Raw genomic sequence first — 18,239 nt, 5'->3', positions numbered from 1 at the left:
GACAAATGGGCGCGATTTGTTCTACATTTCATGCCGCGAAGTACTTGCACATCGGCTACTTTACAGTTTCCCCTGGAGTTAAAGCTACCGTGTCCGAGGGTAGTGTAGCAATCCCATTACGCTCATCCTCAGTATCCTCCCGGTTCTCTTGCTTGTACCACTGGAAAAATACATACGCCAGCATCGAGGCAAAAATCAGCTCTTGTATAAATTTCATCATAATGCCACCGATCTGCTGGTCAACCTTCGGCTCTAAATAGCCAAAAAACTGAGGACCGCCGAATTGGCTAAGCAGCATCGAAGGATCTCCTGATACGCAGTACCCCATGGCTCTCGCCCAAACACCAGGATCGCTATAAGTCGCATAAAGCGGCTCGCTGGCAAAGATAATCAAACCACACGCCGGTGTCAGCAGCACCATGTTAAGAAAAATAAAGCCCATTTTTTTCAATCCCTGGACCCCGGCTTTTTCGGGAAGAGGATTGACCAACGTCCACCACATGAGGATCGATGCGATAAACAGGATGACATAATACAGCCGATGAATGCCAAAGTGCAGCATCACATAATCATGCACCAACGGAATGTGATAGAAGGAAAATAATCCATTAAACAATACGGCGGCCACTACAGGCTTCGCAAAAAACTTCAGCCCTCGCAAAGGGCTCCGACCAAGAGCTTGCACTATAAACCGCCACACCCAGGTTGGAACTCCCAGCATTAGCAGTGGCGGAGCCAAGAGGTAAGAGAACGCCATGCTCACCATGTGAAAGCTGAACATCATATGTCCTAGCAGCTCGATTGGACCGCCTTGAGCCAAATAAAGCAGCAGCATGCCGGTCAGAAACAGTATTTTTCGACTTACGGATACTTTCTCGCCACTAGCCCATTTCTCCCCCAGCGGTCCGATTAAAACGAAATATCCAGCCGAAATCAACAGCATAATAGCTAAAAACACTGGGCTCCAAACATCCTTAAAATTAAAGTATTCTAATCCTAGCAATGCAAAACCTCCCTTCACCGAGGTGATTTTCTGTCCAATTTGTGAACATAGTCCCATATGTGCACAAAAACGGCTACAGCGCCCCAATCAGGACGGTACCGTTTTTGTGTGAAACATTCCATTCATTTCATTATTTCGGTTAATACCTAAAACCCACAAAAGAGGGGGACCCAAAAAAACAAGGCCCACCTCTTACTCCTTTACCACCACATCCAGTATAAAGCCGCAACAATAGCTGTTCCTGCCACGAAAAACCCACCAGCCATAAATACAATCGGGATGAGGTGGCCCTTATCCTTCATATGCATCCAGTAACCTAACTGAACTAAAACCTGCAACACTGCCATCACGAGGAGCAAAATTACAGTAAAGGCGATGTTGACGCCCCCAGCAGCCACCGCCGCAAAAGCGATCAAGGTCAAAGCAATCGAGAAAATAAAAGCAATGATGTGCTTTTGAGGCCCTTCATGCCGATGACGGCGTTTGACCGATTGCACGCCATTCGTCTCCTGGTTCACCATCTCTTATGCTCCCACCTTTCCAAGCAGGTAGACCACCGTAAAAATGAATACCCACACCACGTCAATGAAGTGCCAATAGATGGCTGACACGTAAATCTTCGGGGCAGTTACGAGGGTCAGGCCTTTCTTGAACAATTGTCCGATCAGCAGTGAGATCCAAAGGATTCCGAACAAAACATGTGCCCCGTGAAACCCGACCAGAGTATAAAATGCCGAGCTAAAGGCGCTTGTCGTCATACTGTAATCTTCATGGATCATATATTCGGCAAACTCGTAAATTTCCAATACCAGGAAGCCAAGACCAAGCAGCACGGTTGCACCCAACCAGCCAGCAAGTTTCTTCTTATCGAACCGATGCATCGCTTGGATGGCGAACACACTCGTCAAACTACTGGCAAGCAAAATAAATGTAGCAGCTGCGGTCATCGGCAGATTGAACAACTCACTGCCCGATGGTCCATCGGCGACCTGATGGCGCAGTGTCAAGAAAGTTGCGAACAACGTTCCGAACAATACAGCCTCCCCACCGAGAAAGAGCCAAAAGCCGAGTATCTTATTGCGGCCCTCCAGCGTCGCTTTCTCCGGTTCATGAGGCAGTACCGCCTCCGTATGCGTCGTATGAGGTGTCGTCATGCTTGGGCCCCCTTCCCGTGTTGTTCCTCCGGCTCAATGTGCCAGCCATGATCGTCATACAACGAGCGAATCAGCATAGAGCCGAAGGTAATCGCCAATCCAATCCCTGTCACAATGTAATTGCCGAAGAGGAAATTCAACAGCTCGTTTCCGAAGTCGTCTTTCGTAAACATGAATCCGAGACCGGCAATAAACAATCCAACGGACATCACAAAAGGAAGAATTGTCGCCGACGGCATATGAATCGGACCTACCGGTTCTGCCGGGGTCATTTCCTTGTTGCCGGCCATCTTTTCTTTCCAGAAAGCGTCAATACCGCGTACAAGCGGAGTTTGCTTGAAATTGTATTCCGGCGGTGGAGAAGGTATCGCCCACTCCAGCGTGCGGCCATCCTCCCAAGCATCGCCTGCTGCCGTAGCCGGTTTTCTCGCCGTCAGTGCAATATTCACCAGCAGCACGATGACACCGACGCCCATTAAGAAAGCACCAATCGTACTGATCAGGTTGAGTAAATCGAAGCCTTGGTTTGGCAAATAGGTGAAGATACGACGTTGCATCCCCATCAAACCGAGGAAATGCTGTACAAAGAATGTCATATGGAACCCGATAATGAAGGTCCAGAACTCAATTTTTCCGAGCTTCTCGTCCAGGATGCGGCCAAACATCTTCGGCCACCAGTAGTGCAGGCCTGCAAACAAGCCGAGCACCAAACCACCGACGATAACATAATGGAAGTGAGCAACAACGAAATAAGTATCATGGTATTGATAATCAGCAGGTGCGGATGCCAGCATGACGCCGGTAACCCCGCCCATTACAAAGGTAGGGATAAAACCCGAGGCAAACAAGTTCGCGGTAGTGAAGCGAATTTGTCCTCCCCACATCGTAAACAGCCAGTTAAAGATTTTGATCCCCGTAGGCACGGCGATGAGCATCGTAGCGATCGAAAACAGCGCATTCGCCACCGGCCCCATACCCGTCGTAAACATGTGGTGAGCCCATACCATAAAGCCAAGGAACGCGATAAGAATCGTTGCGAATACCATAGAGCTATATCCAAACAACCGTTTGCGAGAGAAGGTAGAAACAACTTCCGAAATGACGCCGAAAGCCGGCAAAATCAAAATATACACTTCCGGGTGTCCGAATATCCAGAAAATGTGCTGCCAGAGCACTGGATTGCCCCCGTTGCCGACTTCAAAGAAATTTGCTCCTAAAATGCGATCGAATGAGAGCAGTACAAGGCCAACCGTTACGGCCGGAAATGCAAACAAGATCATCGCCGAAGTGACGAATGTCGTCCAGGTAAACATCGGCATCCGCATAAAAGACATTCCCGGTGCACGCATCGTAATGATCGTCGCCAGGAAGTTGATGCCGCCGATTAATGTACCGAGACCGGCAATCTGCAGACCGATCGTATAAAAGTCTACCCCATGTGTTGTACTGAATTGTGTAGTAGAGAGCGGCGTATACGAGGTCCATCCCGCATCCGGAGCTCCGCCCATAATCCAGCTAAGATTCAGCAGCAAACCACCGAACAGAAACGTCCAAAATCCGAGCGCATTCAGGAAAGGAAAGGCCACGTCCCTGGCTCCGATTTGCAGCGGAATTACCGCATTCATAAGTGCGAAAATAACCGGCATAACGCCTAGAAAAATCATCGTCGTTCCGTGCATCGTAATCAATTCATTAAACTGTTGTGCAGTAACAAAGTCATTCATCGGTTTAGCAAGCTGAACTCGTATCAGTAATGCTTCAATACCGCCGATGCCAAAAAACAATCCCCCTGCAATTAAATACAGAATGGCGATCTTCTTGTGGTCCACCGTTGTCAACCAGTCCATCAAACCTTTGTGCCGCTTGACACTGTGAGCATGAGCCAAGGTTTGTACCCCCTTTAGATTTCCCTATCGATAAGGTTCTCCGGTAAGAGAAGCCCAAAATCAATAGGATAATTTACTGTTGGCTAAATAGTCGGCGATCGCTTCAATTTGAGCATCCGACAGACCGAGATCCTTTTTCGGATCAGGCATTTTATTGCCCGGTTTGACAGCCTGCGGATCCGACAGCCACTGTACCAAATTATCTTTTACCGGTTTGCCATCGCTGGGTTTACCAGACGCTTCTGAATTATGTAGTATGCTGGCTACTGTTTCTCTGCTGCCGATTCCGGTCAGGTTCGGTCCAAGCGGCCCGCCTTGGTCGCCGATCGCATGGCAGGACAAACATTGGCTCTTGAACACTTCGGCTACAGCAGGATCCTCGATCGTTTGCACCGGCGCCTTCATTGCTTGGGCCCATTTGTCGAACGACTCCTGGCTAACCGCTTTCACCTTGAACTCCATATAAGCATGGGATGGCCCGCACAATTCTGCACATTTACCGAGGTAAACGCCTTCTTTGGAAGCCTCAAGCCAGGCGTTATTAACTGTTCCGTCCGTATTCGTGTCGGTTTTACCTGCCAGTGAAGGAACCCAGAAGGAGTGCAAAACATCGGCTGTCTTCAATTCAAGGGCAATCTTCTTGCCGGTTGGAATAATCATATCTTGGGCCGTCGTAATCCCATAATCAGGATAGGAAAACTCCCACCAGAATAGATGCGAGGTCACTTTTACCTTCACGGCATTCTTATCGTTCGAGTAATCCTCTGCATAGGCGAACACCTTCTGCACGGTGACGACTGCGAGCACAATGACGAGCAGGAGCGGAATCGCCGTCCAGATAACCTCCAGCTTGAAGTTTCCTTCCACTTGCTTCGGCATCTCGTTTTGCCCCGGTTTGCGGCGAAATTTCACCCAAACGTAGCCTGCGATCCCAAATACAATCAGCATGACGACGACCATGATGCTGATCGATAGCTTAATTAAGCCGAGTTGTCCTTCGGCTACCGGTCCCTGTGGCCTAAGTGCCGATAGGTCCTCGCGACCGCATGCGGACAGCAGGAGCGCCATTCCGGCAAACAAAGGCAGCAGCCGCTTAACAGCCTTCCACGGTTTCATCATTGATCTACCCCACTTCTCCGTTATGTTCCGTTCACGCGCAGGATTTCCAGTTTGCCCATTTAAAAATCTACCTGCCTATCACGGAAAATACAATTTTGTCAATTACAACAATCACCTATTAAATATATGATCGAACCCATCTTTTGTCAATGATTCGCACCTAGTTCACAAATTGTTCAAAAATCCGAAATGCCGCGTGAATAAAGGTTTTGTTAGCGTTTACCCATTTTTCGCACCTACTAATCAGCTCCAAAAAAGAGACCCTTCGGGTCTCTGATCATGTACTAATATTATTCCTTTGAATTTTGACATTTCTTTAAACTTTATGGCATTTAGGCAAAAAAAAGAGAGCTGCGCTCTCTTTTTATTTTGTCAGCACAACCGGACCATCATCCAGAATTGCCAAAGTATGTTCATAATGGGCGCCGAGACTGCCGTCTGCTGAACGGATCGTCCATCCATCATCGCCCCAGTAAACAGCACCGGTTTCTCCGCCCGTAAAGATTGGTTCAATCGTGATGACCATTCCCGACTGAAGCCGTAATCCAGTACGAGGCCGTCCAAAATTCGGCACATCCGGCGGCTCATGCATAGAGCGCCCGATACCGTGACCAATCAGCGGCTTGACTACTCCCACCTTCGCCTCCAGTGCTGTACGCGATACTGCATAACCGATATCTCCCATACGCCCCCCCGGGACCGCTTGGGCAATTCCCGCATACAAAGCCTTTTCTGTAGCGCTGAGGAGCATTTCAGCCTCATCGCTGACCTCTCCAATCCGATAAGACCAACCTGAATCGGCCAGCCAGCCGTTTTTATTAACCACTATATCAATCGTTACGATATCTCCCTGCTCTAGCTTACGGTCTCCCGGAAAGCCGTGGCATACGACGTCGTTTACCGAAGCACAGGTTGCAAACGGAAATCCGCGATACCCCTTCTGCTCCGGAGTGGCTCCTCTACCCGCTAAAAATGACTCTACAAAGCCATCTATTTCCAATGTTGTTATTCCCGGTCCGATCATTTTTGATATTTCGCGATGGCATTCCGCCAGAATGCTTCCGGCTTCCCGGATCCGGGCAATCTCCTCCTTGGTCTTTATGCGTACTTTCACGTCCCGATCTCCTCTCGCTGTTTTTACAAAACGTTGATTTTACGATGATACAATCGTTTTAATATATGATAGAGCAAATGAAAAAAAACGTTCCGCGCGCTCTTTTGCGCCGGAACGATTATACACACTTCGGTGCATTAGGAAACCGATGAATCAAGCTTGCCTAACTCATGCTCAACAAGTGAGGTCAATTCCTCTTCATAGCCGCCCATAATGCGATATTTGCGGACGTATTCTTTAACGAATTTTTTCGGATCTTTCGGTTTGAATATTCGAGTCATTTCCCGTAAACTTTCTTTAACTTCATCATGACCTTTCGTTGCCATAAAATTCCCTCCCAGAACGCTTAAGGTAAATGCTCCGATCTTGAGAATGCCGAAAAGTTGTTAAATTTTCAATCATGAAGTTTGCCACTGGCTGATGTTGGAAAAGACCTCCTATTCTTTTATTGTAGCATATTCAAGTCCATGTTTCAGCTTTCTTCCAACGATACATTTTTTATCCGATTTCCGCTAGTATTATTTATTCGTCTTTGCTTGGTTAAAATATAGGACGAGATAAGTCGGTTATAAAACCACGGATAGGAGAGAATCGTGATGACTTCTAAAACGCCTAAAATTATGATTCTGTATGCCAGTTATGGAGACGGGCATTACCAAGCATCCAAAGCGATTGAAGCTGTATTCCGCAGCAAAGGCGTGTCTGAAGTATTTCTTCTCGATTTAATGGCTGAGGCCCATCCCGTTTTAAACGGGCTCACCAAATTCGTGTATCTGCAAAGCTTCAAGACGCTTCCATCAATTTACGGCTGGGTTTATAACTTCACCAAGGAAATGCAGCCGGAAACGTCACTGCTTGGCGTCATCAATTCCTTTGGTATTAATAAACTGCAGCAATTAATTAATAAAGCGCAGCCGGACCTCATCATTCATACCTTTCCGCAAATCGCCATGCCACGACTTTTCAAGAAAACCGGAAAATCACTGCCGTTTGTCAACGTCGTGACGGATTTCGATCTGCATGGACGCTGGATTCATCCGGATGTAGACCGCTACTATGTCGCCACAGATGATTTGAAGCAGGAGATGATCGATCGAGGCATATCCCATGAACGCATACTAGTCAGCGGCATTCCTCTGAAGCCTGATTTTGTTCCGGAGCGAATTCCGGAGACTGAAGCGCTAGCCCATCTGGACCCGAGCAAGAAAACAATTTTGCTTATGGCTGGAGCTTACGGAGTCATGGGTGGTATCCGTGATATCAGCGAAACGATTTTGGCAAGCGGTCGCTACCAAATTGTCGCGGTTTGCGGAAAAAATGAGGATCTGTACCGGGGACTAAATGAGGCTTTTGGCTCTTCTCCCGACTTCCATCTCTTCAGTTACGTCAACCAAGTTGCGGCATTTATGCGAGCAAGCGATGGTATCATTACCAAGCCAGGTGGAATCACGTTGTCCGAAGCGTTGGCTTGCCGTTTGCCGATATTTTTGTACCGACCGGTTCCCGGGCAAGAGCTGAATAACGCACTTTACCTGAAGAACAAGGGCATTGCACGAATCGCCAATAATCCAAAAAGCCTGGCAGCGCAAATCGATGCTCTCCTCACCAATGAAAGCGACCTATCTGACCTGATTCAAAAAATAGAAAACCTCCGCAAGCCTGAAGCTGCGGAGGTGATCGTCGATGATATTATGACACAATGGTTTGAACCGGCTTCTTCCGAGTTAGTTCTCACCGCCGAAGGCTCGTCATACATTTGGTAGTAAGACAATAGTAAAGAGAAAGAAGGTTATGCCCTTGTCTCCCTTTAAGTCTTCTACTGGCCTGTATGAAAATGTTGCCGGGTTCCTCTGTTATCTGTTTGCTTTCGTCGGCGGAGTCGTATTTCTCGCCGTGGAGCGAAGAAGCCGTTTTGTGTTGTTTCATGCCCTTCAATCGGTCATGCTGTTCGCCGGACTGATGGTTGCTCATGCGCTAGCCGGTTTCCTGCCCATTATCGGCATCGTGGTCAGCCTTCTCTTGACGATACTTGGCCTAACGCTGTGGGTAATACTCATGGCAGCCTCTCTGCAAGGGAAATGGTTTAAGCTCCCCTGGATCGGCGACCTCGCAGAAAAACAGCTGCAACGAATGTAAGGGCGCGAAGCTTTAGGAAATTGCCTTAGCTTTGTTATTTAGCTCCTTGTGATCCACCGAAGCCTTCGAAGTCTGTACGGCCTCCGCTTTACGGCGTCCACCCAATCCATTAAACAGTAAATTCATCGCAATCGCCGTAAAGCTGCCTGCGACGATGCCATTGTCGACCAGTATGCGCAGCGCGGCCGGCAGATGGTCAAAGATTTGCGGCGTAACGGTAACGCCGAGCCCCATCCCAACAGAGCAGGCAATGATCAACAAATTCTCATGCCGGTTCAAATCTACTTGATCGCCCAGCATCCGTATACCGGAGGACAGCACGAGACCGAACAGCGCAATCATTGCGCCGCCAAGCACGGAGGTAGGGACAAGCTGCGTCAGTGCGGCGATTTTTGGCACAAAGCCGATCAAGATCAAGAAACCGCCCGCTACGACGATCACATCACGAGTTTTAACCCGGCTCATTTGGACGAGCCCTACATTTTGTGAATAGGTCGTATATGGGAACGAGTTAAAAATGCCCCCAAGCATAATGGCCAGCCCCTCGGCCCGATACCCGCGCGTTAGATCCTTCGACGTGATTTCCTTATCAACGATTCGTCCAAGCGCCATAAACACGCCAGTGGACTCGGCGACACTTACAATCGCGACTAGAATCATCGTTATTATTGCGGAAGCATGAAACGTTGGCTTTCCAAAATAAAACGGCTGTACGGCATGAAACCAGCTTGCTTCCTTCAGGGGGGTAAAATCCACCTGCCCGGCCAAGGCGGCTACCAGCGTACCGGCAATCAACCCAAGCAGCACCGAGATGGACTGAAGGAATCCTTTAGCAAAACGGTTCATGAGAATAACAAACAGCAGCACGCCAAAGCCTAGCGCGAGATTAAGCGGGCTTCCGAAGTCCGGATTCGTTCCCGGGTTGCCTCCCCCGAGATCGGAGATCGCAACCGGAATGAGCGTCACGCCGATAATCGTCACAACCGAACCTGTTACGACCGGCGGAAAGAAAGCGATCAGCTTACCGAACAACCCCGCGAACAGGAAGACGAACAGCCCGGATGCGATAATCGCTCCGTAAATAGCTGGCGCTCCCATTCCGTCCTCCAGACCGATAGCAATCATCGGGGAAACGGCCTGAAACGCACAGCCAAGCATGACCGGAAGCCCGATGCCGAACCAGCGATTCCCCCACACCTGAAGCAGCGTTGCAACGCCGCAGGCAAGCAGATCAATCGCGATCAGATAAGTCAGTTGCTCATGCGAAAACTTGAGAGCTCCGCCAACGATCAGCGGCACGATTACCGCACCGGCGTACATCGCAAGCACATGCTGTATCCCGAGCGACATCGTCTTCAGCGGGTGCCTGTTTTTTTGAAAAATACGTTCTCTTTCCATGTGAATAGGTTCCTCCCTAAATGATGAATGATGAATAATGAATAAAGCGACTAATGATTCATTCCGCTACTCGTTCGTTTGGTCATCCACAAAAGTGACTGTACCGTTCTCCAAAGCGGCGATTCGAACTAAAGAATCCACCCGGTACCCTGCTTCCTTCAAGCGCCGTGCGCCCGGCTGAAATGACTTTTCAATGACGATACCAATCCCGGCCACCTTGGCGCCCACCTGCTCCACGATCCGGGCCAGTCCAAACGCTGCCTCTCCGTTGGCCAGGAAATCGTCCACGATGAGTACACGGTCATTTTCATCCAAGAATTTTTTGGATACCGTGATTTCGTTCGTTTCCTGCTTGGTGAAGGAGTAGACCTTTTCCACGAGAATATTTTCCTTTAAAGTTAACGATTTATTTTTACGGGCAAAAATCATCGGAACGCCGAGCTCCAGGGCCGTCATAATCGCCGGGGCGATGCCTGAAGATTCGATAGTAAGCACCTTGGTGATCTGTTCCCCCTCAAAATGACGTGCAAACTCTTTTCCGACTTCCTTCATCAACACCGGATCCATCTGATGATTCAGAAAGGAATCCACCTTCAATACCTGGTTACCCAGCACGATTCCTTCGGACATAACCTTGTCCTTAAGCAACTTCACTACAGTTCCCCCTTAAACTATACATCTCGTAAATGCGCAAAAAAGCCCATTTCCCCTTAAACGGAAAATGGACTATGGCAGAAAGAAACACCCTATATTTTCAGCCCTGCTTAGATAAGCTTTAGGCCGCCAGAGGCTGGACAGAAATAGTGCTCCTCCCGTAGTCCGATCATTCCGGTGATCAGGTAGAGACATGCAGGCCGATTCCTGCACATATACGAGAAAATCAATGAATTATACTTTCACACAATGTTAGAAGTATAACGCAAACTGTCCGGGAAAATAAAGAGGTAATTTTAGAGGGGCCGGGATGATCGTGGAATCAGGTTGGTCAGAAGAGACTTTAAATCGCCGTCTTCCTTATAGCTCTTCTCTCCGGTATCCAATCTACGTACGCGAACCCGGTCGTAATCCGCCCCTGCTTCTACCGGCTTAAATACCAAATTTTCACGATCCTCCAGGCGAAGCTTGTACCCCATTTCTTCAAACATCTGCAAAAAATCACTTTCGGTCGGAATATTTCCTTCCTTCGGATAGATCAGTCCTCTTAATTCCTTCACCCCATCGTGATGCATAACCTCAAAGTGAACGATGCACTCCATACTTATCTTCCTCCTGCTACTAAAATTCATTGGACAATACTATATCTTCTCCCCCATCTCATGGGAGCATCCGCAGCATAGCTTGCTCCAATCAGCCACGATAAAAAATTAAAGCCGGGCCGACGCAAAGGGACGTTTACACGAGCTCCTTTACCACCGTACCGGCGGAAAACGCATCTAATTCATACTACGGACATCTCGCCTAACCTTACGGAGCTATTTATTACAACCTGGTGAACATTTCACGATTAGATTTGCTCAGATCCGCAGTTCGGACACCATTTCGTGCCCTTCACTAGCGTAGCTGAACAGATTTGGCACTTCGCCGTTGCTACCTTGATCTCTTCCGGAGCTGAGGCGTCGGAATTCGGCACTGCTATATTATCAGCACCCTGCGTCCAGGTGCGGATGCGGCGATCCAGTTCCTCTTGACGCTTACGCTCCCGTTCCAAATCGCGAAGAAGGCGGGCTTCCTCCTCAGGATCGACCGTCTCCCGGGCATCGGCAATTTGTTCCTCCTTCATTTCCGCTATCACCCCGTTAAACAACAGGTCAAGCTCGCTCTCTTTGCTTTGTGATTTTGCTGGAATTTCCAAACCGGCTGCTGCAGCCCATTCGCTGGAGGGCTCCGCCTTCGCTTCATTCGCATCAGCCTTAGCGGCAGGTTTATTTCTGGTCAGCTTATGCCCACAATATTGGCAGTACACCGCATCCTCCGTCACTGCCTTACCGCACGCACCGCACAATTTCTCATTTTTGAGCTCGGCGATTTTGACCCGGATCTCATCTCGCTCCTCCACGAGCAAATCACAGGTTTTGGCAAGCTCCAGCATTTCCTTTTCGGCCTGGGACATGTCTTTTGAACGGTAGCCGTCAAAAAAAACTTCACCCATTCTTTGAAAATACAGTCCGAGTTCACGTTCAATATTTGAAATTTGCGTGTTCAGTCTCCCGATTTCCACGGCATTTTGCGCGCGATCGGTCACCTTGCCCGCACCATCTTTTATCCGCTGTAAAATATTCATGACACGATTCCTCCCCGTGAAATATTCATTATCATACCAGATTTTACGTGCCGGTGGAAACCGCCCTTAGTCGGGTGTCGCTTCACACCTTACTTTTTATCGGGTCTTTTCATACCTATTTTTAACCCTTGGAAAGCGTTCCGCTTCCACTATTAATTTTGATTTTACCGGGCTGTTCAAGGTACAATAATATAGGAAGTCATTTTATTATTTTGCGCGTTCAAAAGGTCAAAGTTATCGCACCCGGTTTTCGTCTCCATCCCGCGCTTATCAATAAGACTTTAAGAAAGCGGTTAGCAGCAAATATATTGTTTGCAGCCCCCTTTCGAAGTGGGGACCTGCTTTTTGCATTTGTGCTGAAAGCGATTTCTTTGCCTTCAGCTGATTCCACTTAAAGCAGGTTATATGAGTCCTTCGGGAATCTCTATTTGCGACTTTTTGAATGCCCGATTAGGAGAAGATTATTGTTGAGTATAACGGACATGAATCCCAATGACAGTCTTTTGAAGCAGTTGGATTTGCGACAACTCTATCAATGGGAAATCGGCGAGGATGAGCTGCGTAAATTAGAGGAGTGGAAGAAGCTCCCCTTCTTGTACCAGCTAGCTCTGGACGAATTGAAGAATAAAATCAAGCTGATCCAAACGGAGTGGAAAATCCACAACGGATACAGCCCGATCGAGCACATCAAGACTCGGATCAAGGAACCGAAGAGTATTTTAGATAAGCTGGAACGCAAGGGCCTCGACATGACGGTCGACAACATGGTCAATCAAATTCATGATATTGCCGGAATGCGGATCGTGTTTTCCTTTGTCCGCGATATCTACAGCTTGCTGGACCATTTGCAGCAGCGGGAAGACATTAAGATTTTGGAGATCAAGGATTACATCGCCAAGCCCAAGCCCAACGGCTATCAAAGCCTGCACGTCATCGTCGCGGTGCCGCTCACTTTGTTTGAAGGACAGCGCTGGATGAAGGTCGAAATCCAAATGCGCACGCTCGCCATGGATTTCTGGGCCAGCATGGAGCATATTTTGTTCTACAAATACGACAAGCAGGTTCCTCCTCACGTCGTGCAGGAGCTATCCGAAGCCGCCAAGGCCGCCGATGCCCTCGATAAAAAAATGCACGGACTCCGCAAGGAAATCATGGACGTCTCGGAGGCAGCGCTGCCGGAGTAAGGGCAGCGCTGTTAGACTGTTCTGGCACCAGTTGCACAAGGCCCGTGCGAAGACAGAAGGTGTGAGCCACCGCAGATTGCGTATAGCGTGTAAGCATGTATGCGGGGCGAATCGCCGAATGAGGCGCGTGCTAAGGCGGACAGATAGCTGATCGGCGGAGATTGAGCGAGTGAAATTGGGAGCAATTATGGGCGGTGCGTGGTGAGCTGCTGGGTGCGTGTAGGCGGGAAGCCAGGTTGTGAACATAACTCGTTGGGTGTGACTGATGAGTAAGTGGCCCAGTAGTGGAATGTTTGCGCCGATTGAGCGAGGTGTTCGAACAAGTTGATAGGGCTAAGGGGATCAGTGTTTATAGGGTCCCGCTATGAACTTTGAGACTATCTGGCTGGTTTAAATGTAAAAACTGCAGTTAATTTGAGGCATCGCCGAGTATTCAACACTTTAGCTGCATAACCTACATTTAATTTGAGCGATTTTTACGATTTTCGCGTATCTGCTCAATTTTAAATGTACTTTTTGCAGCTATTCGCTTGAATTTGCCGATGTCGATCAAATTAGATGTAGAAAATACAATTAGTTGGCTTAGTTGGCTTATATTCCTATAGGTCCAACTTCTAAGGCAAACGGGGCGTCCCCAAGTCAGGTATTCCACCATGACTTGGGGACGCCCCGTTTGCCGTAGCCGCGCCAGAACCTACGGTCGGCGCGGCTTTCTCGGCAGCGCGGCGGCGAGCGCCTCCGCCCGCTGCATCACCTGAGCGGCGACGAGGGCCAGGCCCTTCGCCGCCCCCGGCACGCCGGGCAGCAGCGCAGCCCAAGGCCCAGGGTCTGGGCCTTGCGGGGCCGGCCCGCTGCCCGCGGCCGCGCTGCGGAGTTCCACGCGTACGTCGTGGAACTCCGGCCCTGGCTGGTGGAGCCGCCCCTGCTCGGCGGCCTCCGCCAGCCATTCGGCCATGACGGCTCCCGCCGGAGCCGCCGGCCTCTTTTCCGCCTCCGGCGGCCCCGCCGTATGGCGGAGGGCCGCTTCGGGATCGGGCAGCGGGGCTTCTGCTGCCCAGGCGCCCCACACGGCGCTAAGCAGCGCCTCGCGCGTCCAGCCGAGCGCCCGCAGGCGCAGCTCGGCATCGGCCGCCCATGCGGCAGCGCCGTATGCAATCGCCCGCGCCGGCTCCGCGCATGCGGGCTCGCCGCAGGAGCAGCGCGCCCTGCCGCGGGCGCCTTCAATCCCGTGCGCCGGCCACGGCGGGCTTGCCGGCAGCAGCATCGAAATGCCCTCAGCGCCCTTCTCCAGCAAGGCCACGAGCTTGTCCGGCTGCTCCCGCAGCTGCTGCAGCAGCGCATTTGGGGACTCGCCCCAATCCGAAGCAAGAGGAACTGATACCGTATGTCCCTCTATCCATTCAATTAATGCCTCATTCTCGTTAAACTGAATCGAAATGCCTTCAGGCGGCATAGGCGTATCGTTTTGGCTCATCGCGCATCCTCCTCACTGAAGCTGTCCAGTTGAAGCGCAATCAGACTGCGCAGCTCATCATCGGACATTTCTGTCAGCCACTGCTCACCGGAGCCAACGACCTGCTCCGACAGCGACTTTTTCCGCTCGATCAATTCGTCGATACGTTCCTCCAGTGTTCCTTGACAAATCAGCTTATGCACCTCGACGTTTTTTTGCTGCCCGATGCGAAACACCCGGTCGGTCGCCTGATTCTCGACAGCCGGATTCCACCACCGGTCATAGTGAATAACATGATTGGCGCGCGTCAGGTTTAAACCTACCCCGCCCGCTTTTAGCGACAGTACGAAGATCGGCGATCCCCCGCCTTCTTGAAACGCGCGGACCATTTCATCCCGCTCCGGTTTAGATACCCCTCCGTGCAAAAAGAATGGAGCAATCCCGTAACGCGCAGCCAGCCGCTCCTGCAAAAGCTCACCCATCCGCACGTATTGCGTAAAGATAAGGGCTGCTTCACCGTTATCCATAATAAGGTCGAGAAGCTCGCTGAGCCGCTCCAGCTTGCCAGACCGTACAGCCGAGTCTGCGATGCGGCTTCGTCCAGTTGCAAGCTCCGGGTGATTGCATATCTGCTTAAGCCGGGTCAGGGAGGACAACACGAGCCCTTTACGGGCGATCCCCGCATGGTCGCCGATATTCGCCATCAACTCATCGGTTACCGACCGATAAAGCCGTGCCTGCTCCGCAGTAAGTGCACAGTAAGACTTAATTTCGATTTTCTCGGGAAGATCCTTGCGGATATCCGGATCGCTCTTAAGTCGCCGGAGAAGAAACGGCGCGACAAGGTGACGAAGCTTCCGAAGCTCTTGGTTTTGACTTTCTCCGCTCGTGCTTGTAAACCGCGCTCGGAAGGAGGCATGTGTTCCAAGATAACCAGGATTCAAAAACTGAAAAATCGACCATAGCTCACTGAGCCGGTTCTCGACCGGCGTCCCTGTCATCGCGATCCGATGCGGCGCAATCAGCTTCATAACGCTTTGTGCTTGTTTGGTTCCGAAATTTTTAATATACTGCGCTTCGTCCAGTACGATCGTGTTCCATTCGACCGACCGCAAATCCATCGTATCCCTACCTGCCAGCTGGTACGTTGTAAGAACGATATCGGCATCTTGATATTCCTGCTGAAAGCGATCAGCACGAGCACGGTCGCTGCCGTGATGAACATACAATCGCAGCTTCGGGGCGAACCGGTTAAACTCACGCTGCCAATTTCCGAGCAAGGAAGTCGGGCAAATGATCAGACTTTTCCCAAGCCCCTTCGCCAAGTTGTCGAGCAGCACCGTGATAACCTGAATGGTCTTTCCTAAGCCCATGTCGTCGGCAAGCAAAGCGCCAAAGCCAAGCTCACCCATCGTTGCGAGCCACTGATATCCTCGCTCCTGATAAGGCCGCAGCGTCCCGTGTAGAGCGGGAGGAACAGGTCTGAGAAGCGGGCTGCGGATGAGCTCGCCCTGCATGAGCATAGACAGCATACCGGCTGTTTGAAGCTCTTTGACGTCCACTCCGTCCAATTGTCCTTCCTCATCCCCGGAGGACAAAAGCATCAGATCGCGGAAGGACAGCGTTCCGGCCTCATGACGCTTCATAAATTTAAGGACCTGACGGATTTCCTTTACATCAATTTCGATCCATTCGCCGTGAAAAAAAACAAGTGAATGCTTCGAGCCAGCCAGCTCCGATAGCTCTTCCAGCGAAATCTTTAGGTCTCCCAGAACCGCCTCCGCCTCAAAGGCTACGAGTTGATCTACTCCAAGGCTTGGCGTATTCGCTGACCCGCTTTCCAATTGCGGACCTGACCACCCTTGTGCTTTAATCCGAACTCCCGCAGGGCGTCTTCCTTCCTTCGTCCAGCGGGAAGGCATTTGTACAGTAACCCCGTGTTTACGGAGCTTCGCTACCGATTTGCTGAGAAAAGAATATACCGCTTCATGGGTAAGAAGCAGGCCCTCCGGACGAGCGCTGTGCATCGCATTAGTCAACTCACGGGATAACTCAGCAGCCTTACCAAGCCGAATCAGCAAGTTTTCCTGCACATTCCGGTAAAGTCGTCCCCGAATCTCCATATCCCGTCCAGGGTAACTCCAAATCAGTCCTGCCGGAAGCAGCACACCCGCATCTTCGACCCCTTCCCCCCAAAACGTCAACCGCCAAGCAAGAAGCCCGGTGTTTCCCCGTTCTATGTATTCCGGGTTCTCCTCCCCCGTCGGTTCAATTCGCAAGCATAGACGCAAGCTCCCTGATTTAGCCCCGTCCAGTTCCTCTTCATCCTGCGGACGGCCCCCGCTGGCACCTTCAATTTCGGCAGTCAGCTGCTCCAATTCGGCTGCGCTACCTTGAATATCCAGAGGCGGCCCACCGGTTAATAGCCCGTTCCACCACAATTCCGAAAGCGGGGAATACCCCCGGTGATAGTCCGCCCGGCAGGGGTTTAGCTTACGGCCTAGGTCCTTTACTGCCGCTCGCGTCTCATGATCGATCATCGCCGTCAAAAAGGAATAGAGCACCGCCATTTGCCGATTTTTTAGTGTCCCGGTCTCCTCCCCTCCGGATTGAACCGCCGCCAGACAAATAGGGGGCATAGATCCAGCAAGCTGGCGAAACCGCTCCTCGTCCCCCTTCTCCGTAAGAAGAGGTCCCCATGAAGCCCGCAGCTGCGCTTGCGCACCCCGGCGCCGTCCACCGCTAGCTACCTGCTGAACGCCAGGCGCAATACGTCCGCGCAAAAGCAAATCCAGGGCAAACTGAGCGGCTTTGCTCCAGAAGTTCATTTCCGGCCCGGGCTTGATACCGAGCTCCTCCCACCGCATCTCATTCCAGTGAAGCAGCAGCATCCACGCCTCCGGCACCGGCAGAGCCAGCCCCTCAATGGTTCTCCCGATCAGGCCTTTACGTTCCCCGGAACCTATCGATCTGCGTGCGGAGGAGACCGGAAACCTTACCTCCGCCAACCGCAACGCAGCATGACTAAATGGACGGCTTCCTGGCTGAGGTTCGATCCGTCTCAACACAGCCGTCCAAGCGTCCACTTTAGATTCAGATATTTCACCGGAGAAGCAAAACAGCACGTCTCCCAACCATATTCCATAAAGGCGTTGATTCATGATGATCTCCCGTCGTATCCTGATTCCTTCCAATCCTCTAATATCATCTTATACGAAAACGTCCCCTTATAAAACCGATAAAGCTCTATAGTACATTCGCGTTCCCTCCTTTTTACGCTTGCAAAAGCCCATTCCGCAGGCTATAGAGGGAAAGTCTAAATGTAAAAAGTGCAGCTATTTCCAGGCAAATTGTATATCTTTCGATTTTAATTGTAAAACATACATCTAATGTAGGGTGATTTGGCTTGGCAGGGTCGGTATGCTCCATTTAAATGTACTTTTTGCATTTAGATGCTCTGAGTTCCGAATAAGGCGGTTTTTAACTGTACAAAGTGCATTTAAACCAGTCC

The 18,239-nt window shown here is 50.5% G+C and carries 16 protein-coding genes and 1 riboswitch; of the genes, 3 read left to right on the top strand and 13 right to left on the bottom strand.

Going from position 1 to position 18,239, the window contains the following annotated elements; genetic code table 11:
* Positions 1–55: 55 nt before the first annotated feature.
* The 7 genes from ctaG to ACFQ3W_RS13975 form a co-directional block, all read right to left on the bottom strand.
* On the bottom strand, positions 56–1,003 hold the full coding sequence (gene ctaG, locus ACFQ3W_RS14005) for a cytochrome c oxidase assembly factor CtaG (protein ID WP_379319853.1): 948 nt from the start codon (positions 1,001–1,003) through the stop codon (positions 56–58).
* A gap of 200 nt (positions 1,004–1,203) precedes the next feature.
* The gene (locus ACFQ3W_RS14000; RefSeq protein WP_379319852.1) at positions 1,204–1,524 is read right to left on the bottom strand and encodes a cytochrome C oxidase subunit IV family protein; all 321 of its coding nucleotides are present in this window, start codon (positions 1,522–1,524) and stop codon (positions 1,204–1,206) included.
* A gap of 3 nt (positions 1,525–1,527) precedes the next feature.
* Positions 1,528–2,157, bottom strand: coding sequence for a cytochrome c oxidase subunit 3 (locus tag ACFQ3W_RS13995; RefSeq protein WP_379319851.1), 630 nt, complete (start codon positions 2,155–2,157; stop codon positions 1,528–1,530).
* Positions 2,154–4,004, bottom strand: a complete 1,851-nt coding sequence (gene ctaD / locus ACFQ3W_RS13990) for a cytochrome c oxidase subunit I (RefSeq protein WP_379319943.1) — start codon at positions 4,002–4,004, stop codon at positions 2,154–2,156. Before ctaD ends, ACFQ3W_RS13995 begins: the two co-directional genes overlap by 4 nt.
* 99 nt (positions 4,005–4,103) lie before the next feature.
* Complete coding sequence (gene coxB / locus ACFQ3W_RS13985) at positions 4,104–5,162, bottom strand: cytochrome c oxidase subunit II (protein ID WP_379319850.1); 1,059 nt, start codon at positions 5,160–5,162, stop codon at positions 4,104–4,106.
* A 364-nt stretch (positions 5,163–5,526) separates the two neighbouring features.
* A complete protein-coding gene (gene map, locus ACFQ3W_RS13980; protein ID WP_379319849.1) occupies positions 5,527–6,276 on the bottom strand; it encodes a type I methionyl aminopeptidase in 750 nt (249 codons plus the stop codon).
* 137 nt (positions 6,277–6,413) lie between these two features.
* Positions 6,414–6,602 carry a hypothetical protein gene (locus tag ACFQ3W_RS13975; protein WP_379319848.1) on the bottom strand — a complete coding sequence of 63 codons (189 nt, stop codon included), beginning with the start codon at positions 6,600–6,602 and terminating at the stop codon, positions 6,414–6,416.
* A 270-nt stretch (positions 6,603–6,872) separates the two neighbouring features.
* Between ACFQ3W_RS13975 and ACFQ3W_RS13970 the strand changes: the two genes are divergently transcribed.
* Both ACFQ3W_RS13970 and ACFQ3W_RS13965 read left to right on the top strand, forming a co-directional pair.
* A complete protein-coding gene (locus tag ACFQ3W_RS13970; RefSeq protein WP_379319847.1) occupies positions 6,873–8,039 on the top strand; it encodes an MGDG synthase family glycosyltransferase in 1,167 nt (388 codons plus the stop codon).
* 34 nt (positions 8,040–8,073) lie between these two features.
* Positions 8,074–8,412 (top strand): DUF4870 domain-containing protein, encoded by a 339-nt coding sequence (locus ACFQ3W_RS13965; RefSeq protein WP_379319846.1) that lies wholly within the window; start codon positions 8,074–8,076, stop codon positions 8,410–8,412.
* A gap of 12 nt (positions 8,413–8,424) precedes the next feature.
* Here the strand turns inward: ACFQ3W_RS13965 and ACFQ3W_RS13960 are convergent, their stop codons facing one another.
* From ACFQ3W_RS13960 to ACFQ3W_RS13945, 4 genes are all read right to left on the bottom strand, one after another.
* Positions 8,425–9,810 carry a nucleobase:cation symporter-2 family protein gene (locus ACFQ3W_RS13960; protein ID WP_379319845.1) on the bottom strand — a complete coding sequence of 462 codons (1,386 nt, stop codon included), beginning with the start codon at positions 9,808–9,810 and terminating at the stop codon, positions 8,425–8,427.
* Between the two features lie 66 nt (positions 9,811–9,876).
* Positions 9,877–10,464, bottom strand: coding sequence for a xanthine phosphoribosyltransferase (locus ACFQ3W_RS13955; RefSeq protein WP_379319844.1), 588 nt, complete (start codon positions 10,462–10,464; stop codon positions 9,877–9,879).
* 141 nt (positions 10,465–10,605) lie between these two features.
* A riboswitch (purine riboswitch) is annotated at positions 10,606–10,705 on the bottom strand.
* Positions 10,706–10,760: 55 nt separating this feature from the next.
* Positions 10,761–11,066, bottom strand: coding sequence for a hypothetical protein (locus ACFQ3W_RS13950; RefSeq protein ID WP_379319843.1), 306 nt, complete (start codon positions 11,064–11,066; stop codon positions 10,761–10,763).
* 248 nt (positions 11,067–11,314) lie between these two features.
* Positions 11,315–12,091: a zinc ribbon domain-containing protein gene (locus tag ACFQ3W_RS13945; protein ID WP_379319842.1), complete on the bottom strand. Its 777-nt coding sequence runs from the start codon at positions 12,089–12,091 to the stop codon at positions 11,315–11,317.
* A 482-nt stretch (positions 12,092–12,573) separates the two neighbouring features.
* Between ACFQ3W_RS13945 and ACFQ3W_RS13940 the strand changes: the two genes are divergently transcribed.
* Positions 12,574–13,275, top strand: coding sequence for a GTP pyrophosphokinase (locus ACFQ3W_RS13940; protein WP_379319942.1), 702 nt, complete (start codon positions 12,574–12,576; stop codon positions 13,273–13,275).
* 694 nt (positions 13,276–13,969) lie between these two features.
* Here ACFQ3W_RS13940 and ACFQ3W_RS13935 read toward each other — a convergent pair.
* Both ACFQ3W_RS13935 and ACFQ3W_RS13930 read right to left on the bottom strand, forming a co-directional pair.
* Entirely contained in the window at positions 13,970–14,749 is a 780-nt protein-coding gene (locus tag ACFQ3W_RS13935) for a hypothetical protein (RefSeq protein ID WP_379319841.1), read from the bottom strand.
* Positions 14,746–17,889 carry a DEAD/DEAH box helicase gene (locus ACFQ3W_RS13930; protein ID WP_379319840.1) on the bottom strand — a complete coding sequence of 1,048 codons (3,144 nt, stop codon included), beginning with the start codon at positions 17,887–17,889 and terminating at the stop codon, positions 14,746–14,748. Before ACFQ3W_RS13930 ends, ACFQ3W_RS13935 begins: the two co-directional genes overlap by 4 nt.
* Between the last annotated feature and the right edge of the window lie 350 nt (positions 17,890–18,239).

The organism is Paenibacillus puldeungensis, from assembly GCF_042678945.1.
GTDB classification, from domain to species: Bacteria; Bacillota; Bacilli; order Paenibacillales; family Paenibacillaceae; genus Fontibacillus; species Fontibacillus puldeungensis.
This window is presented reverse-complemented; position numbering and strand designations above follow the sequence as displayed.